Genomic DNA, 15240 nt, shown 5'->3' on the forward strand with positions numbered 1-15240 from the left:
ATCTAACAACCTTTGTAAAGCAATACGATAGAAGTTCAGTATACTCCAGAATGAAGCGAGGTCGCATCGTTAGGGCAGCGACAGGGCAAACGCACCGTAAAACGGCTACCCTCCCCAACCCGACTCTGCACCGCAACACTCCCACCATGGGCCTCGGTAATACGCTGCACCAACACTAGGCCAAGCCCCGTACCATCATGTTGGCGAGCGAGACCAGCATCAATCTGGACAAACGGTTGGAAGAGACGCACCATATCTGGCTCAGCGATGCCTATCCCGGTATCAATGACCGTAAAGAGCACCGATTGCAGATCCGGCTCGATTGCCACCTCAAGTTCAACCCGTCCTCCTACTGGCGTGAACTTAACCGCATTGGAGAGCAGATTGACCAGGATCTGTTTAAGGCGGCGTTCATCGGCATAGATCGTATCAATCATGGGATCGAGCGTACAATGCAGGGTGATCTCTTTTTTGAGCGCACCCTGGGCCACCATGTGCATACTCGCCTGACAGAGCGAAGCGAGGTCAACCAGCCCCAATTGAAGTTCAAACTTCCCGGCTTCAATCTTCGAGAGATCAAGGATGTCATTGATCAGCGTCAAGAGATGCCGTCCACTCTCAACAATACTACGCATCGCATCGCATTGCTCTTCAGTCAGGGAGCCATAGATACCCTCAGCGAGAATCTCGGCACGCCCCAGGATCGTATTGAGGGGCGTGCGCAGTTCGTGGGACATATTGGCCAGGAACTCATCTTTAAGCCGGGAGGCACGTTCAAGCTCAGCATTCGCCACCCGGAGGTCGGCGGTACGTTCCTCAACCCGCCGTGCCAGTTGGGCACGTTCGGCCTCAAGGGCAGCCTCGGCGCGACGGCGTTCGGCCAACTCCTGCTGCGTCTGCGCATAGAGTTGGGCATTGGTTATTGCGGCCGCCGCCATAGTTGCGAGCGTCTCAGCTAACTCAGCCGCATCGGGGGTAAAGAAGTCGGGGCGAGCCTTATTGAGCGAAAAGATGCCCAGGAGTTCCCCATGGCTCATGATCGGAATGCCCATCCAACTCCGTACCTCAGCCACACTCGCCAACTCGATCCAACCGGGGTAGCCATGGGTATCGCGAATGATCAGGCTACGGTGGGTCTCCAGGATCTCGCGGGTAATACGATGTTCACGCGCATCAAAACGGATCATGCGCACCTGTTCTTGGTGGCGCAACTGGGTATAGCCGCGCAGACTATAGACCTGAAAGATCCAGCCATCACGCAGCATCACATTCGCACTATCGTAGGGAACCAGCTTATGCAGATAGTCGAGCAGCGACTCAAGCACCTGATTGAGATCAAGTGACTGGATCAACGCCATACTGGCGTGTTGGAAGGTCTCGGCAATCTGGCGCGCTCGACGCTCATTTTCGCGCAACTGTTCAAACTGGAGGCGGCACTCGGTATGATCGTCATGAGGAGCAAGATCCGCAGCAGGAGGCATACGCCGCAATTCGGCGATCTCGGCTTGGAGTCGTGCTACCTCCGCACATAACTCAGCCTCGCGTGCGGTGGGATCAGAACCCATGAGATCTGCCTCCGGTTGGTATGTGGATAACGTCTAACTCATGTTAACGTGCGCCACTGCCCGCGTTGGGAAAAGAACTGGGTTACAGCTTCGGTGTGGAGTGGGAAGGCTAATTCAGTCGGAGTATTGATCAGCACCCGTGCGCCTGCCTCTTTATTGGGAACAAATGAGGGCAGATCAACCTCGCGCAGCAATGGGCCAAGGGCAAAGACCAGCAGGTAGCCATCGTGGGTGCTGCGCACACTGAAGATCTCAATCTGTTCTGATGAAATACCCACCCCGGCTTCTTCATACAGTTCACGGGCGGCGGCTTGTTGCCATGTCTCTTGCATCTCGATAAATCCGCCCGGTAGGGCGAGTTGACCCTGGCGCGGTGCGGCTCCACGCCGGATCAGGAGCAGGCTCTCATCAACGGGCTGCAACACGATGACAACCGGCAGCGGGTTGCGGTAGGTGGTGCTGCTACAGTTGGGGCAGACCCGTGGCCAACGCTGGGATTCATTGAAGGGGCTACCACAGAATGAGCAGTGGCTATGCTGGCGATACATGCACGATAACTCCGTTGAGGTTGAATTGCTGGGAGATAATACCACAGATAGCGGTGGGCGGTATTGCGGTATTAGTGATCAAGCGGTATCCAGTCGCGGATTTCGATCCGTACAATGAGTAAGACACGACCAATCTGCCAAAACGTCACCGCATATACTACATGAGTATCTGCGCCAGTCATTTGGCGCAGGATCGTACCATCAGCAGCCTGAGCAGCGAACAGGCCATCTTCCGGCCCATTCTTGATGACGGTAATGATATTCTTGAGTCGTTCCCGATGGACTGCATCCATTGAACGGCGCATTGCATCAGCATCACGCGAGAAGACCACTTGTGCCCAGGTGAGAGGTTTCATCGCTCATTTCCTGTATGGTCAAAGATACGTCCGGTTGGCTCTAGATCATCATCAACCTCGATCCAACCCTCTTGCTGGGCACGGTTATAGCTAGCAACATTTTGTGCCTGGAGATGTGCCGATGGATAGGGATAGAGCTCTTTTACAAGGTATGGTGAAACCTTGAGTCTATCCCGCACTCGTCGGCGTAGGGGTGCCTGCACCTTTTGTGGGTCAGTAAGTAAGCGTCGGTAGGTTGCTTCATTGATTCCGAGATAGTTGGCAAACTCACGAACATTCATTAGTTGCTCAGCGCGATAATCCTCAAGGCTGCGCGTGATAATGGTTGGTGTGATCATTTCAACACTCCTTTCCCCAATGTTGTTCTGGATCATGAGATCTGTGCAACCGATAACGGATGGATGAGGATACAACTAGAATACGCTTTGCTTAGGGTTATTATCATACCACATACCTGTAGGGGGGTGTTGCGACGCGCCGCTACGAACAGCGCATGGGCAAAGTCACCTCTGGTGGAGTTTCGGGGGCCGCTTCGCCGCCCTCGAAGATATTTTTGTGGGGTTTGGGGCGTAGCCCCAAGGACTTTGCACATGGCCTGCATGAGGTCACGAGGCTCATAGCTCCAGGCCATACCGCAGCAGCATGGCTTCATCGGCCAAGAGGGTTGCACTTGGCCCATCAAAGGCGACCTGGCCTTGCTCTAAGACGACGGTGCGCGGAAAGACTTCGGCCACCATGCGCATGTCGTGGGTCGAGACGATCATTGCCTGGGGCAAATGGCGTAGGAGGTCGATCAGACCCCGCCGCGCACGTGGGTCAAGACCCGCCGATGGCTCATCCAACGCCAGGATGCTCGGCGACATCGAGAGTACGGTCGCTATCGCCACGCGCTTGCGCTGGCCGAGGCTCAGGTGGTGGGGCATGCGCGCTTCAAAGCCGCTCATCCCCACCTGATCGAGCGCCAATGCCACCCGTTCGCGCACGTCGGCCTCGGCGAGGCCCATATGCAGTGGCCCAAAGGCGACATCCTCAAAGACGGTCGGTGAGAAGAGTTGGTCATCGGGATCTTGGAAGACCATGCCCACCTGGGCGCGGACATGGCGGATGTTCGCATCACTGATCGGTTGGGCATCAATCCGTACCTCGCCGCTACGTGGGCGGAAGATGCCATTCAGATGCAGCAGCAAGGTACTCTTGCCCGCCCCATTCAGCCCGACGAGGGCAACCTTTTCGCCTGCCGCAATCTGCAAGCAGACCCCACGCAGCGCACTGGTACCGTCGGGGTAGCTGTAGTGAAGATCAATCAATTCGAGCATCAGGTTTTAGACCACATAGGCAATCAAGACTAGACCCGCCAGGGTGGCGAGGCCAACCAGCAGGATGCCCTGTTCACGCTGGGTGAGTGTGCGCGGATTCAACATCCGCAACTCGCCCGTAAAGCCGCGTGCGAGCATCGCTACATAAATGCGTTCACTCCGCTCATACGAGCGCACAAAGAGCGTTCCGACCATCTGGCCAACGACGGTCGCCCGCCAGACGAGGCTGCCCCCACTGCGCTGGCCCGCCACTTCTGCACTACGACACGCACGGGCACGCAGCATGCGTTGGGCCTCGTCAATCATCACAAAGAGGTAGCGATAAGCAAACGAGAGGATCGCCACCAGCAGCGTGGGCAAACGCAGCGCCCGTAGGGCATAGAGTACCTGGGTGAAGTGGGTGGTGGCGGTAAGCAGTAACGCCGCCTGCACCGAGAGCCACGATTTGAGCACAATCGAAGCAAACCGTACCAAGCCCGTATCACTGGCGGTGAGCACCCACGGGCCAAGGGGCAGGCTGAAGATGGGTTGTCCCGGAACGCTAAAGACGAGCGTCACCGCCACGAGGGCAAAGGGCAACGCCACAAAGGCGCGCACCAGAATCGTGCGCAGCCCCACCTGCGACCAATGCACCGCCGCCCAGAGCAGACTAGCCGCAAGAGCTGTCAGCAGCCATGTACCCGGTGGAAGCAGCGCTAAGGCCAGAATATAGGCCAGGGTCAAACTGAGTTTGACCCGCGCATCGAGCATGTGGAGCGGACTCTGGCCCGCAATATAGCGATCCAGGGTGTGCGAGGAGAGTGCCATAGATTAGACACGCTCCTGGTTGCGCCCGCGCAGCAGGAGGGTTAATCCATACACCAAGCCGAAGACAATGAACAGACCGATCAACCCAGCAATAATGGTAGAGATCGGGCCATCCAGACCGGGCAAGGTATAGTCAGGCAGCAGATTGAAGAACGGATCGAGGGCGCGATCAAGGAAGCCCTGATCCTCGGCGACACGTTCCAGACCATCGGGGTCGCCGGAGGCGAGGGGAGAGAGCAGCGCAGCCCCAACGGCAAACATCAGCCCGCCCCCGGTGACTCCGAGAACCGAGCGGCGATCCAAGGGGCGCTGCATGGTGGCCGGGTTGAGGTAACTGGCCATGGTCGTCACTAGATCGGGGCGCGTGGTAAGGACAAAACCGAGCGCGGCCACCGTGATCAGCCCTTCACCCACACCGATGAAGAGATGCACGAAGAGCATGGCTGGAAAGACCACCGCCGCTGAGAGGCCAGAGAGAACCAACTGCATGCTGGTGAGGGTGGCAGCAACCATTACCGAGAGCCATGCGGTGGCAAAGCCGACCAGCACCAACCCCCAGCGCTGGCCACCAAGCATGCGCAGCAGCGGTGCGCCTACATAAGCTCCGATCAGGGCAGTAGCGACACCCATGTTGAAGATATTGGCTCCGAGCGCCAGCAAGCCACCATCCTGAAAGAGCAATGCCTGAAGTGCGACGACACAGGCCATCACCAACACCGCCGCCCATGGGCCAAGCAACAAAGCCGCCAGCGCCCCACCCAAGAGATGCCCGGATGTCCCACCCATTACGGGGAAATTGAGCATCTGCGCAGCAAAAATGAAGGCCGCCATCACCCCCATCAGCGGGATCTGGTGCTCATGCAGCGTTGTTCCCACCTGACGGAGCGCGAACCCCACCGCAATCACCGTCAAGACCCACCATGCCAGTGCGACAGGAACTGACAAGAAACCATCGGGGATGTGCATGCCCAGGGGGAGCAGGAGATGGGTATTCCACATAGAGGTATGCTCGCTCTCTATCAACTGCGAATAGTTGCATGTGTATTATACGACTGTAAGGAGGTTTTGGGGTAGATCCAGTGCCCATCCATTCCATACTCTTCACCTCCCCTTAACACCCCCATCGCCCCAATACAACAACGATCTGCTAGGCTCGTAGGGGCGAAGCATCGCCCTCCCAGCCAGATCGATTTTCTCTGCTACATAGCGGGCGATGCTTCGCCCCTACTGATCCGTCCGGTTTGTTCCTCAAGGAGCCATCATGCTCAGTAAAGCCGATCTGCACCTGCATACCACCTATAGCGATGGTACGGCAACGGTGCGTGAGTTGCTTGCCCACGTAGCTCAGAGCGATCTCAAGGTGATTGCCATCACCGACCATAATACAATTGTGGGTGCCCAAGAGGCGGCCCGCCTCGCGCCGGAGTATGGGATCGAGGTGATTGTGGGCGAGGAGGTCTCGACTCAGGCGGGGCATCTGTTAGCCTTGTTTGTCGAAGCACACCTCGAACCCGGTCGCCCATTGGGCGAGACGATTGCCGCCGCCCGTGCCCAGGGTGCCCTGCTGATTGCCCCGCATCCCTTTGGCTGGCTGGTGCCTTCCATCGGGCGGCTTGGGGTGTCACGCCGTTTTAGTGATCCGGGTTGGGCCAATCTGGTTGATGCGGTCGAGATCTTCAATGCTGGGCTGTGGGCACCGCGCAGCAATGCGCTGGCCGCCGAATTTGCCGCCGCACACGGGCTACCCGTGGTGGGTGGTAGCGACTCGCACCACCTGCCCACGGTCGGTTTGGGCTACACGCTCTTCCCCGGTCGCAACGCCGCCGACCTGCGCCGCGCCATTGAGTCTGGGCAGACCCAGGCGGACGGGGTGCAGTGGGGCATGCCGCGTGTGGCCGAGGTCGGGGCGCTCTGGGCGCGGCGTAGTTTGGGGCTTACCCCGCCCACTCACTCATAGCCGGGCCAGTCTCGAAGAAGATCGAGGGCAGAAGGTTGAAGCGCCGGATGAGCCATGGCGTACCGAGGCGCAACGCTGGGCGACGCAGTGGAGCCGCCAGTATGGCTCCGGCTGCCAGCCCGGCCAGCCCGGTGCGCCCCCGGCGGTGCGCCAGGAGCGCCAGTACCATGCCGGTCGCTCCGGCCGCGCCAACCACACCGAGGGCGCGGCTGTGCTTGAGGGTCGCTACCGCCATCCTGGCCACTCGTGCCTGTAGCATGATCGCGTGTGGATGGTGTTCGAGTGCCTGCATCAAGGCTTCGATCTCGGCCAGTTCGAGGGCAGGGAAATCCGCACGGCTCCCCCAGCGCGCCTGGTGGGCCACGAGGATGGTACGTAGCGCGTGGCGTTGCGCCGGGGTGGGGCGGCGATCTTGGATCAACAAGGGCAGCATGAGCGCCTTGAGCGCATGGGCTAGTGTGAGTGCATCGGCGAAGTAGGCCGCACTAGTGACACAGAAGGTGGCCAGACCATCCGCCGGAGCGCAGGCAGCAAGGCGCTGCGCATAGCCCAGCGCGGCATCACGCGCGGCTGCGCCACGCGCAAGGACACCATCCAGATCATCTATTGCGGCGGCCAGATAAGCCCAGATCGGCAGCGCACTAGTCGGGCGCATCCACCAGATCCAGAGCAGTGGGGCGAGGTGTAGCCCGCCCAGGGGCGGCAAGCTGTCTGCCTGCCCCACATACCAACCTGCCTCGATCATACGCTCAGAATCGAGGTAGAGATCGGCAACGTTCTGCACAAATGCGGGTGGGTAGCTGGGGCCAAAGCGCTGGCGCAGCCAATCCTGCACAAAGCCGCGCCGATCTATGGTCGGGGTAGTCGCCATCTGCGCCGTCAGCGCACTACTCAACTCGGTCCAGAGATTCCAGCCATCTGGCCCCAGGCTGGCTTGGCCGCCCCCCCAACCGCCGGTGCTGTTCCAGGCCCAGAAGCCCGCGCACTGGGGATCAGCAGCGGCACGCCCCAGAACCGCGCCATGCAGGTTGGCCACCCCACTCGGCACGAGGCCGAAGAGTTCATACTCGCGGCGGTTTTGCAGTTCGATGATCTGGCGTGGGCCGGGTAGCCCCAACGTCGGGTTGGCCGGGAGCAGGCGGAAGAAGTCGGCGGGGGTGTGTTTGACCGAGACCAGCAACGCCGGGGAGGTGAGGTCGCCAAAGGTGGCCGCGTAGCGGGCGGGTGAACTGACCAGATCACCCAGTTCGCCGATGCCCACACTCCAGGTGCGCACGATCAACACCCGCCCACTCGCCTCGCAAATCGGCAGGAGGTTGGCGATCAGGCCGCGCAAGCTGGCGCTGGTGGTATAGAGCAGATGCCCACAATACTCTGCCCCCTGGTTGTGCGCCCCGCCCGCCTCACCGATCCGCACCACCAGCCCCTGCACCTGCGGCAAGGCGGTGAAGAGTTCGCGCAGCGCCTGACGGTTGAGATCGGCCAAACGCGGGTTGTCGGCATCCAGTGGGCCAGCCGCTGCCCGCAGATCGGGCGTACTCCACTGCATGTCGGTGGTGACAAAGACCACCATCCCCAGGCTGTTGGCCAGATCAAAGAGTTCGCTCAACGCAGCGCGGTAGATCTGCGCACGCTGACGAGTAGGGCTAGATGCCGCACTATGCGCATCCAAGCCCACGAGATGTGCTACATTATCTATGACAATCCCGTTATAGCCATGGGCAACCAGATCATGCAGGTGGCGCTTAGCACGCTGCAAGCCCCACGCCAACTGAGCCTGATCTACAAACGGTGCATGCGGCAGATCCATCTGGCTGTACGGGAAGGACGACCAGTTACGAAACGGCTTGTGGGGATCGAAAAACGGCCCGCTTATGTCGGCCAGACGGTAGGTACACATCACGATTCCTTTGCTTAGGTATTGCCCAATCAGCCCCAACGGTTTACGCGGGCTTAACACACACTTAATATAACCAGTGTACCATTTGCTAGGGAAGTCATTAACCAAGTATTTACCCACCGTCGATGCAGACAGGTCGCCCCGCTGGGGTGGATCTGCACGTTGGTGGGTTCTATGTGTGTCGAGGCTATCAACGTGTATCGAAATCTCATTACGTCCCTGTTCATCCTGTCCTGTCTCGCACTGAGCGCCTGCACCCAGTCCCCAGCCACTGGCTCAACACCCACAACCCCAACCGTTACGACCACCCTACGTACCACAACCACCCCCACTTTCCCACCGCTCACACCACCCAACAACGAAGTCGAAACCCTGAGTGGGAAGATCACCATTGATGGGTCAAGCACCGTCTTTCCGATCACCGAGGCAGCGGCGATCACCTTCCGCCGTTTTGTACCGCAGGTTGAAATCAGCCTGGGGGTGAGCGGGACGGGCGGCGGGTTCAAGAAGTTCTGTGCGGGCGAGACCGTCATCTCCGATGCTTCACGCCCCATTAAGGATGCCGAGGCGGCGGCATGTGCGGAGGCAGGGATCGAGTATGTTGAACTGCCCATCGCCTTCGATGGCATCTCGGTGGTGGTGCATCCCGACAACCAGTGGGCCACCTGCATGACAGTCGAGGAGTTGCGCCGCCTCTGGCAAGCCGAAGCGGATGGCGTGATCACCCGCTGGAGCCAGGTGCGTGCGGAGTGGCCCGACAGCCCCATCAACCTCTACGGTGCCGGGGGTGATTCGGGCACCTACGACTACTTCACCGAAGCGATTGTGGGCAGTGCGCAGGCCAGCCGCCAAGACTACACCGCCAGCGAGGATGACTATCTGCTGGTTCAGGATCTGGTCGCCGACCCCGAAGGACTAGGTTTCTTTGGTTACGCCTATTATGTCGAGCATGAAGAGAGCCTCCGGGCTATCGAAATTGACAACGGGGCGGGATGTGTGGCCCCCAGCGTCACCAGCATTGCCGATGGCAGCTACCAGCCACTCTCGCGCCCGATCTTCCTCTATGTCAACGCAACGGCGCTGGATCGCCCAGAAGTCGCCGCCTTCCTCGATTTCTACCTAACCAACGGCCCAGCCTTGGTGCAGGATGCGCGCTACATCCCGCTGCCGGATACGATCTACCCACTGCTCAAAGCACGGCTCGCGCAACGCATCACCGGATCGCTCTTCCAAGATATGGATCAGGTTGGTGTCTCGATTGAGGAGATCCTTCAACTCGAAGGGGGCCACTAGATGCGGACGTCGCTACGCGCCAAACTGCTGGCCGGGTTCGCGATTGACCTCGTGCTCATGATTCTGTTGGGCTGGTTCGCCTCGCAACAGATGGGCCGCATGAACGAACGCGCCACGTTTGTCGAGCAGCAGACCATCCCGTCCCTCGATACGATTGCCCGTATGAGCACAGTGATCAACCGTTACCAAGTCGGGCAGTTGGAGTATCTGATCTATAGCAACCCCTACGACAAGGATCGTAGTCGGCAGAAGATGGGTGATCTTGAGGCCGAGATGGAGCGCTACTTTGCCGACTACCAGCCCCTGATTACCTCGGATGAGGAGCAACGCCGCTTTGAAGCAGTGTTGGTGGCATGGCAGCGCGTAGTGACGGCCAACTATGAGCGTTTCATTCCGGCAGTGGCGTTGGCCAACACGGGCAGTGTACAGCCCTTCTATTCGCGGATGAACCCGCTCTATGGCGATCTGAGTGAGGCGATGGAGGCGCTCTCGGCGGAAGGCCAGACCCAGGCCACCAGTGCGTTGGAGGAGGTGCGTGCGACCTACCTCAGCGCCCAGACGGTGATCATCGGCGATACCGGGCTGACCATCCTGATCTCGGCGGTGATCGGGCTCGTCCTCTCCGGGCGGATCGCACTGCGCATCGGGCGGCTCACCAGCGCCACCGCGCAGGTCGCCGCCGGGGATCTGGATCGCCAAGTCGAAGTGGTCAGCCGGGATGAACTAGGCACCCTGGCACAGAGCTTCAACCAGATGGTGACGAGCCTGCGCGAGCAGCGCAGCATCCTGGAGCAGCGCAACGAAGAACTCCATACCAGCCTGTTGCGCCAGGAGCAACTCACCGCCGACCTCGTGCGTGGCAAGCAGGCCGAGGAGGAGGCCCAACGCGCTCAGGCAGCAGCCGAGGCGGCCAGCCAAGCCAAGAGTATGTTCCTAGCCAATATGAGCCACGAACTGCGCACACCGCTCAACGCCATCTTGGGGTATGCACAACTCCTGAAGATGGGGGTTGGCGCGGGCGATCCAGAGGCTCAAGGCTGTTACCTCGACTCGATCCTGGGAGCGGGGCGGCACCTGACTAGCCTGATCAGCAACGTACTCGACTTCTCCAAAATTGAACAGGGCAAGATCGAACTACACATCGGGCCAGTCGAGATCGCGCCGCTGATCCACGAAGTTGCGGACATCGTCACCCCGCTGGTGCAGCAACAAAAGAATGAATTACGTGTTAACATGCCGCCCGATATTGGCAGCATGCTCACCGACGGTCCCAAGGTACGCCAGGTTCTCTTCAACCTACTCTCCAACGCCGCCAAATTCACCGAGGCGGGCACGATCAGCCTCGAAGTGAACGCCTTGGACGAAAGCCCCGCTATGATCGAGTTTGCGGTGATTGACACCGGGATCGGCATCAGCGCCGAACACCTCCAACAACTCTTCCAACCCTTCAGCCAAGTCGATTCATCCGTCACCCGGCGGGTTGATGGCACGGGCTTGGGACTTGCACTCAGCCGCCAACTCTGCCGCGCCCTCGGCGGCGAGATCAGTGTAACGAGCGAACCGGGACACGGCTCAACCTTCCGGGTTGTTCTCCCGGTAGGTGATCTGATCGAAGAACCGGCCCAACCCGTCTACAACCTCGCCTAAGGAGCAACCATGAAGACCATCCTCGTCGTTGACGATAACACCGATAACCGCAACATCATCGCCCAAATGCTGAAAATAAGCGGCTTCCAGGTCGTCTGCGCCATCAACGGCCTTCACGCGCTCGAAGTTGCCGCCAGCGAGCGCCCACACCTGATCATGATGGACATGGCTATGCCCGTGATGGATGGTTGGACAGCCACTAGCCACCTCAAAGCCGACGCCGACCTCGCCACCATCCCGGTCATCGCCGTGACTGGCCACGTGACTCAAAACGAGATCAACCGCGCCCTGCACATGGGCTGCGAGGATGTGATCACCAAACCGATAGACTTCGAGACGATGATCCACAAAGTACGGCGCTACGTCACCCGCCAGATGATGGTGATGTAAAAGAATGGCTGGTGTGGGCGACGCAGTCGCCCACACCAGCCAAATAACACATCCCCCTACTGCTTCCTAAGCAGAAAAATATACTCATGCTTAAAAATATAGAACCCACCCACCAGCGCCCGATAGCGCCACAACTCCTTCTGCTGGCGTTTACCTGAGGTGGCCTCAAAGTTCTTCACAATGATACTCTTGAGTGAAAAGCCTCGCTTGAGCGCCTCGTTCATCGTCTGGAAACCGAGCGGAATCCAATCCCCCTTGGCATACTTATCACCAATCACGATCACCAGATAGCGCCCCTGCTCCAAGACCTGCGCGGCCTGCTCGATCACCTGGCCCATAAGCGCCAAAAAGCGCTCAATCGAGGCAGCATTGGAGAGATCGCGCTCATCCTCACTAAACTTGATAATATCGTAGTAAGGCGGGTGCATCATCACCAACTGGACTGTAGTTTGGCCATAGGCCGCCAGCAGATCGGCATAATTGAGGGTGGAACTATCCCCTTGCACCACATCCACCACCACCTGATGTTTATTCGGTTCAGCGGCAACCAACTGTTTAGCATACTCCACCATACGCGGCTGCAACTCAATTCCCAGCGTATGACGGCCCAAGCGCTGACCCTCAATCAGCGTCGTCCCTGAACCAGCGAAGGTATCGAGCACCCAATCACCACGCTTGGTATAGCGGCGCAGCATCTGGTAGGGGATCTGGGGAATAAAGTTGCCCCAATAGCCAGCCGTATGCACCCCCGAACTATCGCGGCGATCAATCATCCACAGGCTGTCAGTCAGAATATCCTCATACTCCTTCCAACGATTGAGGTTGAGATCATTGATCGGGCTCGTGGCGATCTCGGTGAGGCTCTTCAGCAGCCGCTCCAAGTAGTGCAACCCGCGATCCAGAGTCCGCGCCCCCAGAATCTGCGCACACTCAGCCAGCAGATAGCTGCGGCTACAGATGAAATCATCAGGCGCAGCAACATCAAGCGCGGGTGTCTGAGGTTGCTCAGCGATCCATGTTTGCACCTCGGTGATACCGGCGCGCAGATCAGCCACCGTAGCGGCATGCTTCAGCGCTTCGAGCAACGGAACGAGGTACTGGCGATCCAGCGAGACCAGATCGTCTTCGTGATAGGGGTCGGAGTGGAGACTCATAGCGGGTTTATGGTTATATGTTACAGATCCAGCGGGAGATAGATGTCTTGTTTTTCCAATAATGGCAATTGAATAGCACCTGTTGATAATTTCATTCCACTTCTTTTCGTTACAAATGACCTATACAATTCTTCTTCCCCATAAGCTTTTGCTAACTTATGTAAATTTAATTTCTTAAGAACATCTACCGTTATTGGTCTTTTATCTTCCCAAAATATCAATGAATGATAAAATTTCATAGCAATCTCAGACTGCAATAAGTAGGCAATAAAACGTGCCTCATCCTCTGAAGAACAAGGTAAGAAGTAGATTGTATCATCAAAGACAACAGGTTTTTCGTTCATTGGCCCTACGACAACAAACTGCAATTTCTTATAAAAGCCTGAAATAGCAACCTTCCAATTCGAAAAAGTGTAATCACCCACTCCAAATATTGAAAAGTCAGGTCTACCCTTATAGATCGAACTAGCCCTCTTTACAAGTGTATTACGATGATGCTGAAGATATGCCCATGTCTTTGGAGCTACTATTTTTATTTTACTAGTGTCTTCTCCAATATATGTTTGGGTTACAAGCATCAATTTTCTTGCTGTTTCTAAACGATTATTGCCTACATCGGAACTTTTGAGCATTGGAAAAAGAAATTCTTCCTCAATATCAACGACTGTACCATCTCGTGCAATCACTCCATCTAAGGATCGTCCTAACTCCATAACCATAGAACAATCATGTTTAATTCCTGAACGCCAAACATAATTCGAGTCATCATCTAACAGATAAGACAACTCATCATAAACCGAAACATGAGGGATAACTGTCTTATTGCGATAACCAAGAGAACTTTCTGGCCTTAAAGAAGAGAGGTCATTGAATATTTCACATTGATAATCAGGATCACCCTGATTAATTTCTAATAAAAAGAGGCAAGCATCTACCGAAGCGTCAAAATACTTTTTGGCATCAATCCGAAATATCTTTGCACCGCTTACCTGTTCATTATTCTTCCATGCTGTCAACAAAACTTTTCTAGCAACTATTGTCTTGCACAACATAGCAATCGTGCCATTTTTTGATTTCAACCACTTTATATTCTGCAACAACATCCATTCAGAAATATCAAAATTACTTTTCCCCGTAATAGCTTCTAAACCACTGTAGCCTTGGAAATTAGATTTCCCTGGCAGGTTCGTACTTTGTATTGCACTTAACTCAGAACTCGTAACCCAAGGAGGATTACCAATGATAAGAATTGGTGTTGGTAGTTGATCAATTATTCTACTCCAATTATGAGTAAAAAAATTCGTTTGTATGCAGTTAACAGAAATAGATATATCCTCTGAAACAATTCTTTTTTGCAGTATCTCCAGGTATTGATCATTAATATCGGCACCAATAGCATGCTGTACTTGAGGAAACACCTTAAGCGCATGGATAAGTAAGCTTCCCTTACCACATGTTGGTTCAATGACAGACAGTGGACTACTATCATCATAGCGATACAGAACATTAGCAACTTCTAATGCCAACTCATTGGGTGTTTGAAAATCCCCAAATTCCCATACTGCTTTTGATTTTTTCTGTACCATTGTCACCTCACCCGATAAATACCTTCAATAAGCCCAGCTTGCTGAATGACACGAGTATACTGGAGACGCCATTGCAATGCGTTGGAAATCGTTAAATATCCAAGAAGTGGAGGATTGTGCAACATTTCCTCAGCTAAATTTGCGGCCTCTATTTCATCAACTGGTAAGTTTTTGTCCTGCATAAATGCAATAAGATCATCCATGTTACCATCTCGATGTAAAATTTCCAAAATCCCTCGAGTCATTTGATAGTCGGCTGTTCTACTTTTTTCCACAAAAACCGTATGTTTTATATCTAAACATCCAGTACGGTGAATATGATCATCAGTTTTTTGATAAACAAAAATCAACAGGTGATAACCCAGCCCGTAAATTTTCTGTCGAGCAGATTTGAACGGGCTTGAAGATTGAGGTTGGGTTACACTTGTTACTTTTACATCAACACTTAAGGTCGGAAAGTCTATACCCGAAGCCGAATTGCCTTGATCATACGTATAAAGTGTAGCAAGGTATGTTTTGAATTTATGTTCTAAGTATGTACCAACAGCTTTACCATCTGTTATACCATATAGGGTATATTCATTTACGGCACTTTCCAATTCGGAAAAATACGATGCTTCTTGTATCAGATTTTCTATAGTAAGTAGTCCGTAAATTAAGACCTCTTGTGTTCTATCGCCACGTCACTTAGACTGGTGGCATGAAAAAACAGCACCTCACC

15 protein-coding genes are annotated in these 15240 nt (G+C 55.7%); 4 read left to right on the plus strand and 11 right to left on the minus strand.

Going from position 1 to position 15240, the window contains the following annotated elements; translation table 11 throughout:
- Positions 1 to 35 precede the first annotated feature (35 nt).
- From EKD03_RS08015 to EKD03_RS08045, 7 genes are all read right to left on the minus strand, one after another.
- A complete protein-coding gene (locus EKD03_RS08015) occupies positions 36 to 1565 on the minus strand; it encodes a GAF domain-containing sensor histidine kinase (protein WP_238613440.1) in 1530 nt (509 codons plus the stop codon).
- A gap of 38 nt (positions 1566 to 1603) precedes the next feature.
- A complete protein-coding gene (locus EKD03_RS08020) occupies positions 1604 to 2113 on the minus strand; it encodes an NUDIX domain-containing protein (protein WP_129629367.1) in 510 nt (169 codons plus the stop codon).
- A 71-nt stretch (positions 2114 to 2184) separates the two neighbouring features.
- Positions 2185 to 2469, minus strand: coding sequence for a hypothetical protein (locus EKD03_RS08025; RefSeq protein WP_129629368.1), 285 nt, complete (start codon positions 2467 to 2469; stop codon positions 2185 to 2187).
- On the minus strand, positions 2466 to 2807 hold the full coding sequence (locus EKD03_RS08030; protein ID WP_129629369.1) for a hypothetical protein: 342 nt from the start codon (positions 2805 to 2807) through the stop codon (positions 2466 to 2468). Before EKD03_RS08030 ends, EKD03_RS08025 begins: the two co-directional genes overlap by 4 nt.
- Before the next feature lie 276 nt (positions 2808 to 3083).
- Positions 3084 to 3785 carry an energy-coupling factor ABC transporter ATP-binding protein gene (locus tag EKD03_RS08035; protein ID WP_129629370.1) on the minus strand — a complete coding sequence of 234 codons (702 nt, stop codon included), beginning with the start codon at positions 3783 to 3785 and terminating at the stop codon, positions 3084 to 3086.
- A gap of 6 nt (positions 3786 to 3791) precedes the next feature.
- Positions 3792 to 4592, minus strand: coding sequence for a cobalt ECF transporter T component CbiQ (gene cbiQ / locus EKD03_RS08040; RefSeq protein ID WP_129629371.1), 801 nt, complete (start codon positions 4590 to 4592; stop codon positions 3792 to 3794).
- A gap of 3 nt (positions 4593 to 4595) precedes the next feature.
- Entirely contained in the window at positions 4596 to 5591 is a 996-nt protein-coding gene (locus tag EKD03_RS08045; RefSeq protein WP_129629373.1) for an energy-coupling factor ABC transporter permease, read from the minus strand.
- A 262-nt stretch (positions 5592 to 5853) separates the two neighbouring features.
- On the opposite strand from EKD03_RS08045, the gene EKD03_RS08050 reads away from it, so the two are divergent.
- Entirely contained in the window at positions 5854 to 6549 is a 696-nt protein-coding gene (locus EKD03_RS08050) for a PHP domain-containing protein (protein WP_129629375.1), read from the plus strand.
- On the opposite strand, the gene EKD03_RS08055 is transcribed toward EKD03_RS08050, so the two are convergent.
- On the minus strand, positions 6527 to 8449 hold the full coding sequence (locus EKD03_RS08055) for a hypothetical protein (protein WP_129629377.1): 1923 nt from the start codon (positions 8447 to 8449) through the stop codon (positions 6527 to 6529). The genes EKD03_RS08050 and EKD03_RS08055 overlap by 23 nt on opposite strands.
- A 195-nt stretch (positions 8450 to 8644) precedes the next feature.
- On the opposite strand from EKD03_RS08055, the gene EKD03_RS08060 reads away from it, so the two are divergent.
- From EKD03_RS08060 to EKD03_RS08070, 3 genes are read left to right on the plus strand one after another with little or no spacing between them, the layout of a single operon-like run.
- Positions 8645 to 9742, plus strand: coding sequence for a PstS family phosphate ABC transporter substrate-binding protein (locus EKD03_RS08060; RefSeq protein WP_238613441.1), 1098 nt, complete (start codon positions 8645 to 8647; stop codon positions 9740 to 9742).
- Positions 9743 to 11389 (plus strand): sensor histidine kinase, encoded by a 1647-nt coding sequence (locus EKD03_RS08065; protein WP_129629379.1) that lies wholly within the window; start codon positions 9743 to 9745, stop codon positions 11387 to 11389. It abuts the gene before it with no gap.
- Positions 11390 to 11398: 9 nt separating this feature from the next.
- Entirely contained in the window at positions 11399 to 11779 is a 381-nt protein-coding gene (locus EKD03_RS08070; RefSeq protein ID WP_129629381.1) for a response regulator, read from the plus strand.
- Between the two features lie 56 nt (positions 11780 to 11835).
- On the opposite strand, the gene EKD03_RS08075 is transcribed toward EKD03_RS08070, so the two are convergent.
- The 3 genes from EKD03_RS08075 to EKD03_RS08085 are packed head-to-tail and all read right to left on the minus strand — an operon-like array spanning position 11836 to position 15175.
- Entirely contained in the window at positions 11836 to 12933 is a 1098-nt protein-coding gene (locus EKD03_RS08075) for a TRM11 family SAM-dependent methyltransferase (RefSeq protein WP_129629383.1), read from the minus strand.
- Positions 12934 to 12953: 20 nt separating this feature from the next.
- Positions 12954 to 14519: an N-6 DNA methylase gene (locus tag EKD03_RS08080; RefSeq protein ID WP_129629385.1), complete on the minus strand. Its 1566-nt coding sequence runs from the start codon at positions 14517 to 14519 to the stop codon at positions 12954 to 12956.
- A gap of 2 nt (positions 14520 to 14521) precedes the next feature.
- Positions 14522 to 15175, minus strand: a complete 654-nt coding sequence (locus EKD03_RS08085; RefSeq protein ID WP_129629387.1) for a type II restriction-modification system restriction endonuclease — start codon at positions 15173 to 15175, stop codon at positions 14522 to 14524.
- Between the last annotated feature and the right edge of the window lie 65 nt (positions 15176 to 15240).

The organism is Candidatus Oscillochloris fontis (assembly GCF_004138135.1).
GTDB lineage: Bacteria > Chloroflexota > Chloroflexia > Chloroflexales > Chloroflexaceae > Oscillochloris > Oscillochloris fontis.